The sequence below is a fragment of the Novosphingobium aromaticivorans DSM 12444 genome (assembly GCF_000013325.1).
In the GTDB taxonomy this organism is placed as follows: domain Bacteria; phylum Pseudomonadota; class Alphaproteobacteria; order Sphingomonadales; family Sphingomonadaceae; genus Novosphingobium; species Novosphingobium aromaticivorans.
On the sequence record NC_007794.1, the window covers coordinates 2,721,799 to 2,740,176 of the forward strand.

Sequence of the window (18,378 nt, forward strand, 5' to 3'; positions counted from 1 at the left end):
GGCTTGCGATCCGGACATGCGACACCTCGCGGTCGTCATGCCCGAGAGTCTATCAAGCCCTCATCAGCAGACCATAAGTAACTGTGCGAAGCGCTCAGCCCCGTTGCGCCATCTCCAGCGGCTCTCCGCGCACCGGATAACCGAGATCGTCCGGGATCATCAGCCAGTGTTCGCCGTCGCGTTGCTCGACGTAGGGGCTGATCGTGCCGACCGGGGTCGCCTCGGCGTGGGCCCGCGCTTCCTCGAAGGTCTCGAACTGCGCCAGGCGCTCCAGGTTGCGCCGGGTCGGGAAGATGACCTTGATCTTCCGCTCTGCCGCGAGATCGAGCGCGCCCTTGGCGCTGGCCCAGAACAGATGCCGGTTCTCGGTCGCGTCCACTTCGATGTCGACCGCGCCGGTGCCAAGGTCAGCAAGATAGAAACGGGTGTCGAAAATTCTTTCAGTACGGTGCTTTGGCCACCAGCGCGCGAACGGCACCAGCTGGTCGGGCACCAGTCGCCAGCCATAGGCATCGAGAACGGGCGCAAGATCGCCACCCGAAATGAGCATCCTCCGCGCCTCGGCCGCGATCGCGCCATCGACCGCGCCTTCGATGCCGATGACCAGCCCCGTTTCCTCCAGCGTCTCGCGAACGGCGGCAACGCGCGCGGCCATGTCCTCGATCTCGCCACCCAGGCGGGTAGCCAGTTCGCGGTCGGCAGGATCGATCTTGCCGCCGGGAAAAACGGTGGCACCCCCAGCGAACTTCAGGCTGGCATTGCGCTCCACCATCAGCAGCTGCGCCGCGCCGCCTTCCGGATCGCGCCTGAAAATGACGACAGTTGCCGCCGGCGTCGTCTTGGCCAGCCAGTTTTCCGGCTCGATATCATGGGTTTCCATCACGCATCCATCATGTCCGGCCAGGGTCCGATTGCCAAGCCCGCAGATCTTGTCGGTTTGCTTTACAACCCGCCCTCCCGGCATTCAGCATCGAATGGCCAGAATCCACGAATTCGAGGCAATTCGGAAATTTGGCACGGCTCATGCTTAGGTCGTGTTGTCCCGAAGAGTACTTCTTCATGAGGCGGAGCCTGTCCCCCCGGTCTCCTCGGCTCCGCCTCTCCCGGGACCTCCCGAAAAACGAAGCCAAGGAAAAAGGCGCGACCGGCATGTACCGACCGCGCCCCTGCAATTTCCTGCCGTTCAGGTCGTTCAGGCTGCCTTGACGCCCGCGTCGTCCATGACCTGCTGAAGCTCGCCTGCCTGGAACATTTCCATCATGATGTCCGATCCGCCGACGAACTCACCCTTCACGTAGAGCTGGGGAATGGTCGGCCAGTCGGAGAACGACTTGATGCCCTGACGGATTTCCATGTCCTGAAGCACGTCGACGGTCGCGTATTCGACACCCAGGTGCTCGAGAATGGCCACCGCCTTGCTCGAAAAACCACATTGCGGGAACAACGGCGTGCCCTTCATGAACAGGACGACGTCGTTGCCGTTCACGATCTCGGAAATGCGCTCTTCGGTGGTGTTCGACATGGGGAATGGGTTTCCTTTCCGCTCTCAGTTGGGAACGGCGGTCGTCAGTTGCAAGGCGTGAAGCTCGCCGCCCATGCGCCCACCGAGGGCGTCATAGACCAGCTTGTGCTGCTTCACGCGCGAAAGGCCGGCGAACGCAGCCGAAACCACGCGCGCAGCGTAGTGGTCGCCGTCGCCGGCAAGATCGGTGATCTCAACGTCCGCGTCCGGCAGGGCCGCGCGGATCATGGCCTCGATCTCGGCGGCGGGCATTGCCATCAGGCTTCGCCCATCAGCTGGCGGCGCGCATCGACGGACTTGGCTTCCATCGCGGTGCGGATCTCGGCCTCGTCGGTCTCGACGCCTGCGGAAACCAGGTCGCCCAGCAGCTTGCGAATCACGTCCTCGTCGCCGGCTTCCTCGAAATCGGCCTGCACGACCGACTTGGCATAGGCCTCGGTTTCGGCCGGATCCAGGCCCATGCGCTCGGCGGCCCACTGGCCCAGCAGGCGGTTACGGCGCGCATGAACGCGGAACAGCATTTCCTCGTCGCGTGCGAACTTCGCCTCGAAAGCCTTTTCGCGGTCGTCGAAAGTGGTCATGGCCCAGCAAATCCTCGTTAGAAGGTTTCTTCTGCCGATAATCAGGCCGCGCCGCCGCCGCAAGGGAGGAGAGAAATAAACGCGCGCCAGCAGCGAACCGCCAGCGCGCCGTTCAGAAGTTCCGATCGCGTACGTCCACGTCAACAGTGCCATTGCCGCGAACCTGGCAATCGAAATCGTCGCCGCCCTTCAGCGTGCCCGAAACGCGGTATCCTTCACCGCTGCGGGCCGCGTCGTAGACCTCGTCAACCTCGCCCCGGCGCGAAGCCTCCTCCACGCAGCGGTTCACCGCATCGTCGATGCCCCGACTTGCGCCGCTGTTCCAGTCGCTGTCCCGGTTGTCGCTGTCCCGGTTGTCGCTGCCGTTGCCGCGCCAGTCGTCTCCGTTACGGTCGGGGCGATAGTTGTAGTCGTCGTCCTTCCGGCCATCGCGCTTCTTTTCGGCATTGCTGGCCGCCGTGGCGATTGCCGCGATGCCGCCGATGATGAGCAGGCCGGCAAGTACGTCGCCACCGTCCACGCCGCCCCGGTCGCGATGCCAGTGCCTGCCACCCCAGTCGCCGCCCCAGCCGCCACCACGGCCCCAGTGCGGGCGTGCCTGTGCTTCGGCGGCAAGCGGCAGCATGGCGGTGGTCATGCCGGCAATTGCGAGCGCGATCTTCGAAAACCTGCCGGTCATGGCCCAAATCCCTCCCTCGTCGCGCGGTTCGCCAATTCGGGTCCGGCCATGCCGGTCCGAGAGGCGGGCCGCCGACGGTCCGTCACAATGAAAAAGGGCTAGGCGGCCCAGGCTTTCCGATGCCTGAACCGCCCGCCGTTTTGCGACCAGCCGTTATGGTCAAAGACCACGAATGCCGCTGAAGTCGATATCGACCACCCGGCCGCGCTCGACCTTGCACTTGAACGATCCGCTATCGTAGCCGCGCATCGAGTTGTTCCAGCCGCGATAGTCGCCGCCCCAGCCACGGCCGTAGTTGCGGTCGCCGTCGCGCCAGTCGCGGCCCATGCCGTTCACGGCGATGCGGCCCTTCACTTCGTAGCCCCAGCGGGTCGGCTTCACATCGCGAACGTCGGTGACGTCGGCCCGGCCATAGCTGTTGCGCGAAGCGGTGCGCTCGGCCGTGCGGACACACTGTTCGATGGCGCCGCGCGGGTTGCCCCGGCCACTATAGCCGTCGCGGTAACGCCCATCGTTCCAACCGTCACGGCCACGCCAGTCATCGCCGTAGCCATAGCGGTCATAGCGATCGTTATCCTTGCTGGCTGCGGCCGCAATGGCGGCGATGCCACCGATCACGAGAGCGCCAGCAATGATGTCGCCTCCGTCGATGCCACCGCGATGGTCGCGGGCGACTGCCGGGCTGGCCGAAGACACTGCGACCGCAGCGGCGGCGGCAGTCCCGACCAGGGCCCTGGAGAATGTCTTCATGGTTCGATCCTTCATTCGTATCGGCGGGCAGTTCCCGCCACGCATGAAGGAATGCCTGATTCGCCGTGAGACGACGCTGAACCGGCATGACAGGAGTTGTTCAGAAAAACACCTCACAACCTTAACAAAACGCACTTTTGGATTTCAGAGCGAAAGCCCGGTCCAATAGGCGAGAAATGCCATCACATCCGCCCCGGCGCCGATCACCTTGTCGACGGGCTTGCCCGCGCCATGCCCCGCGCGGCTTTCCACGCGCAAGAGATGGGGCTTTTCGCCAATGTCGCCGGCCTGGAGAGCCGCCACGTACTTGAAACTGTGCGCCGGCACGACGCGGTCGTCGTTGTCTGCCGTGGTCACCAGGATAGCCGGGTAGGGCTTGCCGGTCGCAATGTTGTGATAGGGCGAATATGCGCGCAGCGTCCGCCAGTCCTCCTCGCGGTCCGGCCGGCCATAATCGTCGACCCAGAACCGCCCGGAAGTGAATCGGTCGAAGCGCAGCATGTCCATCACGCCCACGTCGGGGTTTGCCGCGGCGAACAGGTCCGGCCTCTGGTTGACGACGGCGCCTACCAGCAACCCGCCGTTCGATGCCCCCTGGATCGCCAGTTGCCCTTTCCCGGCAATGCCTTCGCGGATCAGGAATTCGCCGGCGGCGATGAAGTCGTCGAAGCTGTTCTGCTTGTTCTCGCGCCGGCCGGCCTCGTACCAGCTCCGCCCGAACTCGCCGCCGCCCCGGATGTTGGCCAGCGCGAACGCCCCGCCCGCTTCCAGCCACGCCATCCGCACCGGCGAATAGGCCGGCGTCAGCGAAATGTCGAAGCCGCCGTACCCGTAGAGCAGTGTCGGCAGGGGTTTGTCCGCAGCCGCCAGCACGCGCTTGCGAACGATGTAGATCGGAACCTTTGTCCCGTCCTTCGACGTAAACTGGCGTTGTTCCACATCGTAGTCCGCCGGGTCGAACGCCATGCGCGGCACCGCGAAGGGCGTTACCGCGCCGGTGCGCAAGTCCATGCGATAGACCGCAGGCGGCATGTTGAAGCTGGTGAACTGATAGAAGGTTTCCGTGTCCCCGGGCCTTCCGCCAAAGCCGCTCGCCGTGCCGATCCCGTTCAGCGTGATCGCCTTTCCGGGCCGGCCCTTGCGGTCAGTCATCACCGCGACGCTCTGCCCGTCGCGAAGGTAGGAAAGGAGGAAGCGGTCGCCGATCATCCGCGCACCTTCCAGCGTATTGCCCCGCTGCGGCACCACCACCTGCCACCCCTCCTGCGGCCGCGACAGGTCCACCCGCACGAGATGATAGTTCGGCGCACCCCGGTCGGTCAGAAACCACAGCCTCTCGCCGATGCCGGCCACCAGCTTCCAGTGATCCGCAATATCGGGCACCAATGCCTCGGCCTTCCACGTCCCCCGCTCCCGCCCGGTCAGGCGGATGAGGTGGACGGCATTGCGCTTGTCTGTGCTGATCTCGCTGACGACGACGGCCCAGCGCCCGTCGCTCGTCACCAATGCCTTGTGGCTCCATTCGGGATGATCGGGCGTGGCAAAGACCTGTTCGTCGCGGTCCTGCGCCGTGCCGACGCGGTGGAACCACACCGCCTTGCCGAACCGCGGCGCCCGCGCATCCTCGCCCTGCCCGGGCGCGGGGAAGCGCGAATAGAGGAAGCCTTCGTCGCCCACCCACGCGATCTCGGTGTCGTTCGCCCAATCGACGCGCTCGTCCAGCACGCGCCCGCTGCTCACCTCGACCACGCGCAGCGTCCGCCAGTCACTCCCGGCCTCCTGTTCCGCGATGGCAAGGTAGCGCCCCGAAGGCGATGGCTCCCACTGGGCCAGCGCCAGCGACCCGTCCGCGCTCCACAGGTTGGGGTCGACCAGCAGACGCTGTTCGCCGTCCAGCCCGCGCCGGACCCACAGTGCGGACTGGTTCTGGAGCCCGGTATTGCGCGTGTAGAAATAGCTGCGCCCGGCCTTGCGGGGCAGGCCGTATCGTTCGAAGTCGAACAGCGCGCGGATGCGCGTTGCCAGGCGCTCGCGGCCCGGCAGCTTCGCCAGGTAATCGGCGGATAGCGCGTTCTGCCGCGCGATCCAGCCCGCAACGCCCGCGTCGCCGCGCGGGTCTGCCTCCAGCCAGCGGTACGGATCGGCAACGCGCTGCCCGAAGACCTGCTCCACCAGCCCATCGCGCCGCGTCTCGGGATAGGCACCGCGCGGGAGGAACAGCCGTGCCGCAGCGGCAGGTTGGCCGGCGGTCGCGACCGAAGCGGCGGGCAGCGCGGCTTCCTCGGACATCGCATGCCGCGATCCCGCGAGCAGCAGCAACGCCCACGCGGCAATCCGCCGTTTCCTGTCCATCTCCCAGACCATCGTTGCCATCGCCTTAGCACTGCCAGCGAAGCGGCGGGAGATGTTTCGAAGGTCACTCCTTCGGCGTCAGTCCCGTCCAGTGCGCGACGAAGGCGTAGACGTCGGCATTCTCGGCGATCAGCTTCGCGACGGGCTTGCCCGATCCGTGCCCCGCGCGCGTCTCGATGCGGATGAGGTGCGGCTTGCTGCCGATCGAGGCCGCCTGGAGCGCCGCCGCGTACTTGAAGCTATGGCCCGGAACCACCCGGTCGTCGGTATCGGCGGTGGTCACGAGGATCGCCGGGTAGTCCTTGCCCGACGCGATATTGTGATAGGGCGAGTAGGCGCGCAGGCGGCGCCAGTCCTCCTCCTTCTCCGGATAGCCGTAATCGAACACCCATTCGCGCCCGGCAGTGAACTTGTCGAAGCGCAGCATGTCCATCACGCCGACCGCGGGGACCGCCGCCGCGAACAGATCGGGCCGCTGGTTGACGACCGCCCCGACGAGCAGGCCTCCGTTCGACCCGCCCTCGACCGCAAGACCATTGGCGGACGTGACGCCGTTGGCCTTCAGCCATTCCCCGGCGGCGATGAAATCGTCGAACACGTTCTGCTTGGTCGGCCCCTTGCCGGCCAGATGCCAGGCCTCGCCATACTCGCCCCCACCCCGGATGTTGGCGACGGCGAACGCACCGCCGGCATCGAGCCAGGCCATGCGTCCCGCCGAAAAGGCCGGAAGGACCGAAATGTTGAAACCGCCGTAGCCATAGAGGATCGTCGGCAGCGGACCGGCAAGGTCCTTGCGGCGGACAACGAACATCGGAATCCGGGTTCCGTCCTTCGAAGGATAGAACACCTGCCGCGTCTCGAACCGGGCCGGATCGAAGGTCAGCTTCGGCGCCGCCCAGACCTTGGCGGACGCGGCATCGCCAGCGTCGAAGGCATAGATCGTGGCGGGCTGGGTGAAGCCCGAGAACGCGAAGTGGCCCTGCGGGTCGCCCGGCTCCCCGACCACGCCGCCGATGCTCCCGATGCCCGGCAGGGCAAGGGTTCCGGCAGGCTTGCCGTCGAGCGTCGCCAACCGCAGTTCGGCCTTGACGTCGCGCAGATAGCCGAGAACCAGACGATCCCCGACGACCTTCGCGCTTTCCAGCACGTCGTCGCTTTCCGGCACGACGGTCGTGGTGACCGGCGCGGCGCCCGACATGTCGACCATGACCACCTTCTTGCGCGGCGCATCCTTGCTGGTCACGAACCACAGCCGGTCCCCGATCCCGGCGATCAGCGACCACTCGTCGGCAAGCGTGCTCACCAGCGGCTGGACCTTCCAGTCGCCGCCTATCCGGGCGAGGCCGACCGCGTTGCCCTTCTCGCTGCCGGTGCTGGTCGACACCACCAGCCAGCGCTGGTCATGGGTGGTCTCGGCCGAATGGTAGAGCCGGGGATTGTCGGGCGTGGCATGAAGCAGGCGGTCCTCCGACTGCGGCGTACCCAGCTTGTGCAGCCAGACCGACTGGTTGGAACTGACCGCCTGGAACGCCTCGCCCGCCTTGGGCGCAGGGAAACGCGAATAGACGACCGCTTCGTTGCCCGCCCAGGCGATGTGCGAGAACTTCACGTGCTCGACCGTATCGGACAGCACCTGCCCGCTGGCGACATCGATCACCTTGAGCGTGCGCCAGTCCGAGCCGCCGTCCTGAACCGAATACGCCACCTTCGTTCCGTCGGGCGAAGGCTGCCAGTCGTCGAGCGCGGTCGCGCCGTCCTTGGCCCAGCCGTTGGGGTCGATCAGCACCCGTCGCTCGCCGCTGCCATCGGCCTTGCGCACATAGAGCACCGACTGGTTCTGGAGGCCGGAGTTGTGGCGGAAGAACAGAAGATCACCCGCCTTCACCGGAAGCCCGAAGCGTTCGAAGTCGAACAGCGTCTTCAGCCTTTGCTCGAAGGCCGGACGCTCGGGCAAGGCCTTGAGATAGGCGTCGGTGAACCTGCTCTGGGCATCGACCCAGGCGGCCACCTTCGGATCCACGCGGACGTCGGCCTCGAGCCAGCGGTAGGGATCGGCGACCTTCTCGCCGAAGGCCGTCTCGACCACGGTGCCTCGCTCGGTCTGCGGGTACTTCATCGCGGCCGGCGCCGCCTCGGCCGTCATGGACATGGCGAGGCAGGCCAGCGCCGAGGCGGCGAGCAAGGGGCGGATCGAGGGCATGGAGGGGCTTTCAGCTTGATCATTCCGGTTGCCGGCGAAACTAGCTTCGATCCGCGAAACTGCAAGTGCGGCCGAGGGGGTTTACACGGTTTACACTGTCCAGAGGATCTTTCCGCCGCCCCGCCGAAACCGCCCGTAAAGTCGCGAACATGAATGAAATTTCGAATCCGGTCAGATGTCATGGCGCGCAAGTGGTAGCGCGCTACCGCGCTTGTAGGACAGCGCCTTTTCGGGGCCTCGACGCGCCGGTCCCAAACGAAAACGGGCGGAGCCGAAGCCCCGCCCGTCGTCTTGTCCGGTAGAACCGAAGCGCCGATCAGGCGGCTTCGAATTCGTCCTCGTCCGCGGTCAGCACCGGGCCCGAGTCCTGGCCCTTGGCCGAGGTATCGCGGTCAACCAGTTCGATCACGGCGAGCGGCGCGGCGTCCGAAGCGCGGTAGCCGGCCTTGATGATGCGGGTGTAGCCACCGTTGCGGTCGGCATAACGCTCGGCAAGGGTGGTGAACAGCTTCTGCTCCTGCGCTTCGTCAAGCAGACGGGCGTGGGCGAGACGACGGTTCGAAAGACCGCCCTTCTTGCCGAGCGTGATCAGCTTTTCGAGGTAGGGACGCAGTTCGCGCGCCTTGGGGAGCGTCGTGGTGATCTGCTCGTGCTTGATCAGCGCGGCCGCCATGTTGCGCAGCAGCGCGATGCGGTGCGAGGAGGTACGACCGAGCTTACGCTGGCCCAGCTTGTGACGCATGTGTCTTTCCTTCCGTTCGTAGGGGGGCCGTGCGAGGTACCCCGATCCAGGCGGCGATTGCGGGCTGCCGCCAAGTCACCCTTGAAAACAGGGCGCCCCGTAAAGGACGCCCCGAATTTCCTTAGCCCAGAAGCTCTTGTTCGAGCTTCTTGGCCATCTCTTCGATGTTCTCCGGCGGCCAGCCGGGGATGTCCATGCCGAGGCGCAGACCCATCGAGGAGAGAACTTCCTTGATCTCGTTGAGCGACTTGCGGCCGAAGTTCGGCGTGCGCAGCATCTCGGCTTCGGTCTTCTGGACCAGGTCGCCGATGTAGATGATGTTGTCGTTCTTGAGGCAGTTGGCCGAGCGAACCGACAGTTCCAGCTCGTCCACCTTCTTGAGAAGGTAGCGGTTGAGCTGGTTCGCGTCGCTTTCCTCCGGCGCGTGGGCAGGAACGCCCGCGACCATCGGAACGTGGCCGACCGGAACCTGGTCGTCGAAGTGGACGAACAGCGCAAGCTGGTCCTGAAGGATGCGCGCGGCATAGGCCACGGCGTCTTCCGGAGTGACGGTGCCGTCGGTTTCGACCGTCAGGTTGAGCTTGTCGTAGTCAAGCTCCTGACCGATGCGGGCGTTCTCGACCTTGTAGGAGACCTGACGGACCGGCGAATAGAGCGAGTCAACCGGGATCAGACCGATCGGAGCGTCTACCGGACGGTTCGACACGGCGGGGACGTAGCCCTTGCCGGTATCGACGGTCAGTTCCATGTTGAAGGTCGCGCCTTCGTCGAGATGGCAGATCACGAGGTCCTTGTTCATGACCTCGATGTCGCCCGTCACGGCAATGTCGCCGGCCTTGACTTCGCCAGGACCGGTTGCCGAAAGCTGGAGACGCTTGGGGCCTTCGCCCTGCATCTTGAGCGCGATCTGCTTGACGTTGAGCACGATGTCGGTGACGTCCTCGCGCACGCCGGCGAGCGACGAGAATTCGTGCAGAACGTTCTCGATCTTGATCGAGGTGACCGCCGCGCCCTGAAGCGAGGAGAGCAGCACGCGACGCAGCGCGTTGCCGAGCGTGAGACCAAAACCACGCTCAAGCGGCTCGGCGACGAAAGTCGCACGGCGCTTGGAATCGTTGCCCGGCTTGATCTCGAGATTGTTGGGCTTCTTCAGTTCCTGCCAGTTCTTGATGTTGACAGTCATGGAATTCCCCTGGGGTTTGTGCGGGCTTGCCGGATGTCGGACGTCAGGTCCGCATCCGGTCGGGTATTGGGCGAACGGGGAGCCGGTACCTGCGCCCCGTCCACCATAGGCAGGATCAGACGCGACGACGCTTCGACGGACGAACGCCGTTGTGCGGGATCGGGGTCACGTCACGGATGGCCGTGATGGTGAAACCGACCGCCTGAAGGGCGCGCAGCGCGCTTTCACGGCCCGAACCGGGGCCCTTGACCTCGACTTCGAGGGTACGGACGCCGTGCTCGGCAGCCTTCTTGCCGGCATCGTCAGCAGCGACCTGCGCGGCGTACGGCGTCGACTTGCGGCTGCCCTTGAAGCCCATCATGCCGGCCGACGACCACGAAATGGCGTTGCCCTGGGCATCGGTGATGGTGACCATCGTGTTGTTGAAGCTGGCGTTGACGTGCGCAATGCCGCTGGTGATGTTCTTGCGCTCGCGGCGCTTGATGCGCTGGGGTTCGCGTGCCATTTTTTCTATCCTCGAGAAACTGGGGACGGAAGAAGGACCTGAAAGGTCTTACTTCTTCTTGCCGGCGATCGGCTTGGCCTTGCCCTTGCGGGTACGGGCGTTCGTGTGCGTGCGCTGACCGCGGACCGGCAGGCCCTTGCGGTGACGCAGACCACGATAGCACGCGAGGTCCATGAGACGCTTGATGTTCATCGCCACTTCGCGACGAAGATCACCTTCCACGGTGTGTTCGGCGTCGATCGCTTCACGGATCTGGAGGATCTCGGCGTCCGAAAGGTCCTGAACGCGACGGCTGTGGTCGATGCCCAGCTTGTCGGCGATCTGCTTGGCCTTGAACGAGCCGATACCATGAATGTAGGTCAGCGCGATGATAACGCGCTTGTTGGTGGGGATGTTGACCCCGGCAATACGAGCCACTTGCTTCTCCGTTTGCTCCACAGGACGAACGACTCGCGCCGCACGCCCTATCTCATCGCGAAAACACGCTCGGGAACTGGAAAAATTCGCGCATTCTCAAGGATTTGACCTTGAATGCGTGCAACCTTCCCGGTCGAGAGTGAAAGGCGCGCTTAGGCCGTTTCGGGTGAAACGTCAACAGCTTCGCAAACGCAAAAGGCGGACTGCGCGCCTGTTTCCGGCGCGGTCCTGCAGTGCGTGGCCCGCTTATACCGCATCTTGGCCAAGACGTCAAAACGGATGGGCTTTCGGGCAGGTCCGGTCGTGGCCGCCCCTGATTCAGGAGGAACCGACCTTGCGCGCGGGGTGTCCGGCCACATGCTCTCCATCGACGAGGTCGCGGCTGACGACCGTACCCGGTTCGACGCGGCAATCGGCGCCGATCCGCACGCCGGGCATGACGATCGCACGGGTGCCGATCACGCTGCGCGGGCCGATCACCGTGTCGCGATAGAGCCCGCGCGTGTAGTCGTGGGACAGCACGATCGCCCATTCGTCGATCACGCAATTCTCGCCAACGTGGATGCCGCGCGGCCAGTTGCGGTCGAGCGAGGCGGTGGGCGCGATCCATGCGTCGGCGGCAATGTCCATCCGCCAGAAGCGGACGCGCATGAAATGCTGGAGGCGCTGGCGCAGGGTCCTGGGCCTCTGTCGCCGTGCTGCCGTCTCTTCGCTCACCCCTGCCCCCTCGAACCCAATCGCGCCCCGAACTGCGCTTTGCATATGCATTGCGCTTTGCATAAGCGATGTACGCAGCTTACGGAACACGCATGGCGCGCAGAGGCCTCCACCAGTTCGACCGGGTCAGGCAGATCGCGCTTGCGCTGCGTCGATCCTGGCTTGGCCTCACACGAGGCGTGACCTTCGCCGAGGATGTCGATCTGTCGATGAGCACCACGTTCGTCAACCGGACGCGAGGCGCCATTTCCATCGGACAGTCCACCGCGATCGCATTGCACTGCATCGTCAGCTCGGTGCGCGACGACGGCAGCACCGCGCCGGTGCGCATCGGTTCGCGGTGCTTCATCGGCGCCGGGTCGTTGATCCTGCCGGGCGTGACCATCGGCGACGGCACCGTGGTTGCGGCTGGATCGGTCGTTTCGCGCGACCTGCCCAGCGACTGCATTGCGTCCGGCAATCCCGCCCGGATCGTGCGCCGGGGAATCGACGCGGGATATCTTGGCCGGATGCCCGACGCATGGATGAACCAGCGGCTCATGCAGGTGACCGAGGCCCTGCGCGAAGGCAAGGTGGGGCGCAGATCCGCGGCGACGAAGGCCGATTGATGGCAATTGCAGCCGGATAAAATCCGTATTAGTCTTCTTGTTCTAAAATAACGAACAGGGAGACGACGATGACCGGATTGACCTCCGCGCTGGCGGGGTTGCGCCTTGCGCTGCTTGGCGGGCTGACGCTGCTGCTGGGCGCGTTCCATGGCTTCGTCGGGTGGCACAAGCTCTTCTCGTCGCGCGAGGAACTGATGCTCCACAAGGCATGGACCGTGCACATTCCCGACGTGGTGGGACGCGCGGTCGGCATGGCGGAGATTGTCCTGACCGCGGCATTGCTCGTCGCGCTCGTGCGGCCTTCCCTTGCCCGCCTCGGCCTGTGGTCCTGCGGCGCATTTATCGCGCTCGAGATCGTCTCGACGATCACCCACCAGGTATCGCGCGACGGCGCCCCGCTTGCGCAGAACCTGCTGTCGATTGCGCTGACGGGCGCGCTTGCGTGGCTCTTCGCGACGCGGGACCGGCGTCAGATCCGCTCTGCCTGAGCCACCGCGTCGCTGGCGCGCAAGGCGCTGATGATCCGGGTGAGGTGCGCCAGGTCGCGCACCTCGAGGTCCACCTCGTAGGTGTGGAACGGGTTCTCGCGCTGGGTCATCTCGAGATTGACGACATTGGCGTGGTTCTTGGCGAAGATGCCCGCCATTTCGGCGAGCGTGCCGGGGCGGTTGTACAGTTCGGCGCGCACCCGGCCGATCGCGCCATCGGTGCGCGCGTCCCACGAAAGGTCGATCCAGTCGGCGTCGATGCCGTCGGCCAGCTTCATGCAGTCGATCGCGTGGACCTCGACCCCCTTGCCGGGGCGACGCAGGCCGACGATGCGGTCGCCCGGCACGGGGTGGCAGCAGGCGGCGAGCTTGAAGGCCATGCCCGGCGTCAACCCGCGCACCGCGATGGCGCGGCGCTGGCTGGGCCAGTTCTCCTCGGGAATGTTGGCCGCGCTTCCCGGCACGAGCGCTTCCATCACCTGCCGGTCATCCAGCTTGGCCGCGCCGATGGCGAACATGAAGTCCTCCTCCGAGGCCATCTTCAGCCGCTTGAGCGCATCGGCCAGCGCCTTCTTGCCGATCTTCGTGGGCAGCCGCTCGACGATTTCCTCGTAGAGCTTGCGGCCGATGGCGGCCACTTCGGCGCGCTCCTTCTGCCGGACGAAGCGGCGGATTGCGGCGCGGGCCTTGCCGGTCACGACGAAACCGAGCCACGAGAGCTGCGGTTCGGAAGTGCGGCTCTTGATGATCTCGACCACGTCGCCATTGCCCAGCGGCGTGCGCAGTGGCACGTGGCGGCCGTTGATCTTGGCCCCGACTGCCTGCGCGCCGAGGTTGGTATGGACGGCAAAGGCGAAGTCGATCGGCGTCGCGCCCTTGGGCAGCTGGAACAGCGAACCCTTGGGGGTGAAGGCGAAGATGCGATCCTGGTAGATCGCCATCTTGGTGTTTTCGAGCAGTTCCTCGGCATCGTGGCTGGATTCGAGGATTTCGATCAGGTCGCGCAGCCAGCCGACCTGCCCGTCGGGCTTGCCACCCTGCTTGTAGGCCCAGTGCGCCGCGAGGCCGAACTCGTTGCGTTCGTGCATGTCGCGCGTCTTGATCTGCACCTCGACGCGCATGGCGTTGGAATAGATCAGCGCCGTGTGGAGCGAACGATAGCCGTTCATCTTCGGCGTGGAGATGTAGTCCTTGAAGCGCCCCGGGATCATCTGCCACGCCCGGTGGAGGATGCCCAGCGCCTTGTAGCAGTCGTCCTCGTCGTCGGTGAGGACGCGGAACGCCATGATGTCGGTGATCTGCTCGAACGACACGTGCCGCTCGGCCATCTTGCGCCAGATCGAATAGGGATGCTTCTCGCGGCCCGAGACCTCGACCCGCAGGCCCGCCTCGGCCAGCGCCTTCTTGATCTCGAGCGCGATGGCATCGACCTGCGCGCCTTCCTCGCTGCGGATCGCGGCAAGGCGGCCGGTGATCGTGGCATAGGCTTCCGGTTCAAGCTGCTCGAAAGCCAGAAGCTGCATCTCGCGCATGTACTCGTACATGCCCACCCGCTCTGCCAGCGGGGCATAGATATCCATGGTCTCGCGCGCGATGCGGCGGCGCTTTTCCTCGCTCTTGATGTAGTGGAGCGTGCGCATGTTGTGCATGCGGTCGGCGAGCTTGACGAGAAGGACGCGCAGGTCCTCGCTCATCGCCAGGAGGAACTTGCGCAGGTTTTCGGCCGCGCGCTCGCTCTCGCTCATCGTCTCGATCTTGGAGAGCTTGGTCACGCCGTCGACCAGCCGGGCAACGTCGGGGCCGAACAGACGCTCGATGTCCTCCACCGTGGTCAGCGTGTCCTCGACCGTATCGTGGAGCAGCGCGGTGATGATCGTGTCCTGGTCGAGCTTCAGCTCGGTCATCAGGCCCGCGACTTCGACCGGGTGCGAGAAATAGGGGTCGCCGCTGGCGCGCTTCTGGGTGCCGTGCTTCTGGACGGTATAGACATAGGCGCGGTTGAGCATCGCCTCGTCCGCATCCGGATCGTAGGCGAGCACACGTTCGACAAGTTCGTACTGGCGGAGCATCTGCCCTTAAAATGGGCGGAACCGGAACCATTGCGCAAGTGCAAACAACCCGGATGGCGCGATCTTTACCGATTGTTTGCCATGTCCGGTCCAAAGCGGGGGCTATCGCCACGGGGGCGGGCAGGAAAGCGGGGACATGGCGGCAACCGGGGCACCAACCAGGGCAGCGGAAGCGCGGCGGGCAGGCGCCCTCGCCGATCTCGTAGCCGCGCTGCGCACGCTCGCGTTCCTCGACCGGCGCCGCGTGGCCGCTTATGCGCTGATCGTGCTGGCAGGTTACCTGCCGATGATGGCCAAGGTCTTTCTCGAGGCCACGGGGTCGGCGGGCAGCGATTTCCTTGCATTCTGGGGGGCAGGCAGGATCGTGGCGGCAGGGACGCCCGCGCTGGTCTACGACATCGCCACCGAACAGGCCGCGCAGGCGGCGAGCGGGACCGGCCAGCTCGTCGTCTTCGTCAACCCGCCGCCCTACCTGTTCCTGGTGGCGCCGCTGGGATACCTTTCCTATCCTGCCGCGTGGATCGCCTGGGCGCTGGCCGGGTGGGCGGCATGGTTCGCGGTCGCGCGCAAGGTCCTGCCCGACGCATGGCCGGCGATCCTCGCCTTTCCCGCGGCCTATCTTGCCGCCAGCCACGCGCAGAACGGTTTCGTCACCGGCGCGCTGCTGATCGGCGCGGTGCTGGCGCTGCGGCGCTCGCCGGTGCTTTCCGGCGTGCTGTTCGGCGCGCTCGTGATCAAGCCGCACCTGGCCTTGCTGGTGCCGTTCTGGCTTGCCGCCGGACGCCAGTGGACCGCCTTTGCCGCTGCGGCCGCGAGCGCCACCTTGCTCTGCCTGCTCTCGCTGCTGGTATTCAGCGCGGACACATGGGCCGCCTATCCGGAAAGCTTCAAGGCCAGCGCGACATTGATGGCGCAGGAGCCGGGACCGTTCTTCCTGCGCATGTGCACGCTGTTCGCGGCGCTGCGCTACCACTTCGACCCGACGGTCGCGCTTGTCGGGCAGGGCCTGCTGAGCCTTGGCACCGCAGCCGTGGCCTGCCTGTTCTGGAAGCGCGCGCAGGACGAGATGGCGGCAGGAGCGATGCTGCTCGCGGCAACCGCCCTCGCCTCGCCCTACCTCTTCTCCTACGACCTCGCCTTCCTCGCGCTGCCGGTGTTCTGGCTGGCGGGCGAAGCGCGCCGGACCGGCTGGCGGCCGTGGGAGAAATCGGCCCTTGTCGCGCTGTGGCTGGCACCTCTGGCGACGCGGGCCGTGGCGTTGCCGCTGGAGATCAATCTCATGCCGCTCGCCGCCGCCGCGCTGGTCTGGATGATCTGGCGGCGCGCGAAGCCGGTCAGGGCCGGATAAGCGGCACCTGCGGCGCGCAGTCCTCGTCCAGAAGACCGGCTAGACGCGGGTCGGGAAAGACTTCGACGTAATGGGCACAGGGCACGAAACCCTGCCCCATGTAGAAGCCGGGTGCGCGCGGATCGTCGAGCGTGCAGGTATGCACCCACACGCGGCTCACCCCGGGCCGCCACGCCATCTGCAACGCCTTGCGCATGAGCCACTTGCCCAGGCCCTTGCCGCTCGCGCCCGGAATAAGGCCGAAGAAGGCAATCTCGCATTCGCCGGCGACGCGAAAATCGAGTTCGAGCATGCCGACCTCGACCCGCGCCCGGTCGACCACGGCGTAGAGCTGCACTTCCGGATCGTGGATGATCGCCGACAGATCGTCGTCGCTCCTGGCCAGGCGCGACCACCATAGCCAGGGTGCGCCGACGCGCTTGTAGAGCAGGCGGTACTTTGCGGGCGCGCACTCCTTCCAGCGGACGAGTTGCACGGGCACGTCGCCCTCGGGCGTCAGGCGGCGCAGGCCCTCGGGCGGGGAGCGCATTTCAAGCGCGGTGACCACGCAGGCAAGATCGCCCGCGCGCACGTTGTGGTAACCCTCGGCCAGCGGCGCGCCCGGCACGTCCATGGTCTCAGCTCCAGACGGCTTCCGGCGGCAGACTCATCAGGATCGCGTCGATGTTGCCGCCGGTCTTGAGCCCGAACAGCGTGCCCCGGTCCCAGACAAGGTTGAACTCGGCATAGCGCCCGCGATACTCGAGCTGGGTCAGCTTTTCGGCGGGCGTGAAATCCATGCCCATCCGCCGCCGCACGAGGCGCGGGAACACGTTGATGAAAGCCTCGCCCACGTCGCGGGTGAAGGCGAAGTTCGCCTCGAACGCCGCATCGTCGGCACATTCAAGGTGGTCGTAGAAGATGCCGCCAACGCCGCGATGGACCTTGCGGTGGGGAATCCAGAAGTAGTCGTCCGCCCACTTCTTGAACCGGGGATAGTATTCCGGATCGTGCCTGTCGCAGGCCGCCTTGTACTCGGCATGGAACTCTACCGTATCCTCTTCATAGGGGATCGGCGGATTGAGATCGCCGCCGCCGCCGAACCATGCCTTGCTGGTGGTGAGGAAGCGGGTGTTCATGTGGACGGCGGGCACGTGCGGATTGGCCATGTGGGCGACAAGGCTGATGCCGGTTGCGGTGAAGCCCGGCGCGTCCGCGCTCGCCCCGTTGATCGTGCCAGCGAACTCCTTCGAGAATTCCCCCTGCACGGTCGATACGTTGACGCCGACCTTCTCGAAGACCCGGCCCTTCATCAGGCCCTGGACCCCGCCGCCCCCGTTCTCCACGGTCTCGCCTTCGTGCTCGCGGTTCCACGGAGTGTAGGCGAAGCGCGCGTCCGAGCCCGCCTCGCGCTCGATCGCTTCGAACTCCGCGCAGATGCGGTCACGCAGGCTTTCGAACCAGGTGCGGGCGCGGGCGGTGTGGTCGGTCCAGTTGCTCATAGGCAGCCCTTGCCAAGACAATCCGCTTACGGCAAGGGGAAGCCATGGTTCCCTTTTCGTTCGCAGGGCAGGAGTTTCGCCTCGGAGCGGCCAGAGCGCTGTTCTGGGCCGAGGAAAGCGCGCTGCTGGTGGCCGACCTCCACCTCGAGAAGGCCAGCTTCTTTGCCCGCCACGGCCAGATGCTCCCGCCCTATGACAGCCGCGCCACGCTGGAACGGCTGGCGGGAGCCCTGCGCGAGACCGGAGCGCGACGCGTGTTCTGCCTTGGCGACTCGTTCCACGACGCCGCCGCGACAGAACGGATGGAACCGCACGCGGCGGGCATGCTCGATGCGCTGACCCGCGCGACGGACTGGGTCTGGATCACCGGAAACCACGACGAAGACGCCCGCGCGCCCGGTGGAACGCTGGTTGATGAACTTTCCGTGCGGGGTGTGTCCTTGCGGCACATAGCCCGCAAGGGCGCCGCCGGGACCGAGATTTCAGGCCACTTCCACCCCAAGCTGCGGGTAACCGTGCGGGGCCGCTCCATCGCCCGTCCTTGCGCTGTGGCAAGCGAAAACCGCCTGATCCTGCCCGCTTTCGGCGCATTGACGGGCGGGATGCACGCCGGCGATCCGGCGATCCTTGCCGCGCTCCAGCCCGCCCGCGCGATCGACGCGATCGTCCCCGCCGGGGAACGCCTGGCCCGTTTCGCGCTGTGGCGCGAAGCAGCCTGACGACGCGCATGGCCAAC

20 protein-coding genes are annotated in these 18,378 nt (G+C 65.8%); 4 read left to right on the forward strand and 16 right to left on the reverse strand.

Annotated features, from left to right (window positions below; translation table 11 throughout):
* Nucleotides 1–94: 94 nt before the first annotated feature.
* From SARO_RS12680 to SARO_RS12740, 13 genes are all read right to left on the reverse strand, one after another.
* A complete protein-coding gene (locus SARO_RS12680) occupies nt 95–880 on the reverse strand; it encodes an NUDIX domain-containing protein (protein WP_011446160.1) in 786 nt (261 codons plus the stop codon).
* A 312-nt stretch (nt 881–1,192) separates the two neighbouring features.
* Nucleotides 1,193–1,522: a Grx4 family monothiol glutaredoxin gene (gene grxD, locus SARO_RS12685; protein WP_011446161.1), complete on the reverse strand. Its 330-nt coding sequence runs from the start codon at nt 1,520–1,522 to the stop codon at nt 1,193–1,195.
* Nucleotides 1,523–1,546: 24 nt separating this feature from the next.
* A complete protein-coding gene (locus tag SARO_RS12690; RefSeq protein WP_011446162.1) occupies nt 1,547–1,780 on the reverse strand; it encodes a BolA family protein in 234 nt (77 codons plus the stop codon).
* A complete protein-coding gene (locus tag SARO_RS12695) occupies nt 1,780–2,103 on the reverse strand; it encodes a DUF1476 domain-containing protein (RefSeq protein WP_011446163.1) in 324 nt (107 codons plus the stop codon). The genes SARO_RS12690 and SARO_RS12695 overlap by 1 nt, the downstream gene beginning before the upstream one ends.
* A gap of 112 nt (nt 2,104–2,215) precedes the next feature.
* Entirely contained in the window at nt 2,216–2,782 is a 567-nt protein-coding gene (locus SARO_RS12700) for a hypothetical protein (RefSeq protein WP_011446164.1), read from the reverse strand.
* A gap of 159 nt (nt 2,783–2,941) precedes the next feature.
* Nucleotides 2,942–3,532 (reverse strand): hypothetical protein, encoded by a 591-nt coding sequence (locus SARO_RS12705; protein ID WP_011446165.1) that lies wholly within the window; start codon nt 3,530–3,532, stop codon nt 2,942–2,944.
* A 144-nt stretch (nt 3,533–3,676) separates the two neighbouring features.
* Nucleotides 3,677–5,821: a prolyl oligopeptidase family serine peptidase gene (locus SARO_RS12710; RefSeq protein ID WP_011446166.1), complete on the reverse strand. Its 2,145-nt coding sequence runs from the start codon at nt 5,819–5,821 to the stop codon at nt 3,677–3,679.
* A gap of 127 nt (nt 5,822–5,948) precedes the next feature.
* Nucleotides 5,949–8,084: a prolyl oligopeptidase family serine peptidase gene (locus SARO_RS12715; protein ID WP_011446167.1), complete on the reverse strand. Its 2,136-nt coding sequence runs from the start codon at nt 8,082–8,084 to the stop codon at nt 5,949–5,951.
* A 316-nt stretch (nt 8,085–8,400) separates the two neighbouring features.
* The gene (gene rplQ, locus SARO_RS12720; RefSeq protein WP_011446168.1) at nt 8,401–8,826 is read right to left on the reverse strand and encodes a 50S ribosomal protein L17; all 426 of its coding nucleotides are present in this window, start codon (nt 8,824–8,826) and stop codon (nt 8,401–8,403) included.
* A gap of 121 nt (nt 8,827–8,947) precedes the next feature.
* Nucleotides 8,948–10,009 carry a DNA-directed RNA polymerase subunit alpha gene (locus SARO_RS12725; RefSeq protein WP_011446169.1) on the reverse strand — a complete coding sequence of 354 codons (1,062 nt, stop codon included), beginning with the start codon at nt 10,007–10,009 and terminating at the stop codon, nt 8,948–8,950.
* A gap of 115 nt (nt 10,010–10,124) precedes the next feature.
* Nucleotides 10,125–10,514 (reverse strand): 30S ribosomal protein S11, encoded by a 390-nt coding sequence (gene rpsK / locus SARO_RS12730; protein ID WP_011446170.1) that lies wholly within the window; start codon nt 10,512–10,514, stop codon nt 10,125–10,127.
* Nucleotides 10,515–10,562: 48 nt separating this feature from the next.
* Nucleotides 10,563–10,931: a 30S ribosomal protein S13 gene (gene rpsM, locus SARO_RS12735; protein ID WP_011446171.1), complete on the reverse strand. Its 369-nt coding sequence runs from the start codon at nt 10,929–10,931 to the stop codon at nt 10,563–10,565.
* Between the two features lie 318 nt (nt 10,932–11,249).
* Nucleotides 11,250–11,648, reverse strand: a complete 399-nt coding sequence (locus SARO_RS12740; protein WP_011446172.1) for an acyltransferase — start codon at nt 11,646–11,648, stop codon at nt 11,250–11,252.
* A 92-nt stretch (nt 11,649–11,740) separates the two neighbouring features.
* Between SARO_RS12740 and SARO_RS21665 the strand changes: the two genes are divergently transcribed.
* Together SARO_RS21665 and SARO_RS12750 are read left to right on the forward strand one after the other, a co-directional pair.
* The gene (locus SARO_RS21665; RefSeq protein ID WP_049759389.1) at nt 11,741–12,256 is read left to right on the forward strand and encodes an acyltransferase; all 516 of its coding nucleotides are present in this window, start codon (nt 11,741–11,743) and stop codon (nt 12,254–12,256) included.
* A gap of 68 nt (nt 12,257–12,324) precedes the next feature.
* Complete coding sequence (locus SARO_RS12750) at nt 12,325–12,744, forward strand: DoxX family protein (RefSeq protein ID WP_011446174.1); 420 nt, start codon at nt 12,325–12,327, stop codon at nt 12,742–12,744.
* On the opposite strand, the gene SARO_RS12755 is transcribed toward SARO_RS12750, so the two are convergent.
* Complete coding sequence (locus SARO_RS12755; protein ID WP_011446175.1) at nt 12,726–14,813, reverse strand: RelA/SpoT family protein; 2,088 nt, start codon at nt 14,811–14,813, stop codon at nt 12,726–12,728. The genes SARO_RS12750 and SARO_RS12755 overlap by 19 nt on opposite strands.
* Nucleotides 14,814–14,949: 136 nt before the next feature.
* On the opposite strand from SARO_RS12755, the gene SARO_RS12760 reads away from it, so the two are divergent.
* Nucleotides 14,950–16,161, forward strand: a complete 1,212-nt coding sequence (locus tag SARO_RS12760; RefSeq protein WP_011446176.1) for a glycosyltransferase family 87 protein — start codon at nt 14,950–14,952, stop codon at nt 16,159–16,161.
* Here SARO_RS12760 and SARO_RS12765 read toward each other — a convergent pair.
* Nucleotides 16,148–16,774 carry a GNAT family N-acetyltransferase gene (locus tag SARO_RS12765; RefSeq protein ID WP_011446177.1) on the reverse strand — a complete coding sequence of 209 codons (627 nt, stop codon included), beginning with the start codon at nt 16,772–16,774 and terminating at the stop codon, nt 16,148–16,150. The genes SARO_RS12760 and SARO_RS12765 overlap by 14 nt on opposite strands.
* A 4-nt stretch (nt 16,775–16,778) precedes the next feature.
* On the reverse strand, nt 16,779–17,642 hold the full coding sequence (gene hemF, locus SARO_RS12770; RefSeq protein WP_011446178.1) for an oxygen-dependent coproporphyrinogen oxidase: 864 nt from the start codon (nt 17,640–17,642) through the stop codon (nt 16,779–16,781).
* A 44-nt stretch (nt 17,643–17,686) separates the two neighbouring features.
* Between hemF and pdeM the strand changes: the two genes are divergently transcribed.
* Nucleotides 17,687–18,361: a ligase-associated DNA damage response endonuclease PdeM gene (pdeM, locus tag SARO_RS12775; RefSeq protein ID WP_011446179.1), complete on the forward strand. Its 675-nt coding sequence runs from the start codon at nt 17,687–17,689 to the stop codon at nt 18,359–18,361.
* The last annotated feature ends 17 nt before the right edge of the window (nt 18,362–18,378 follow it).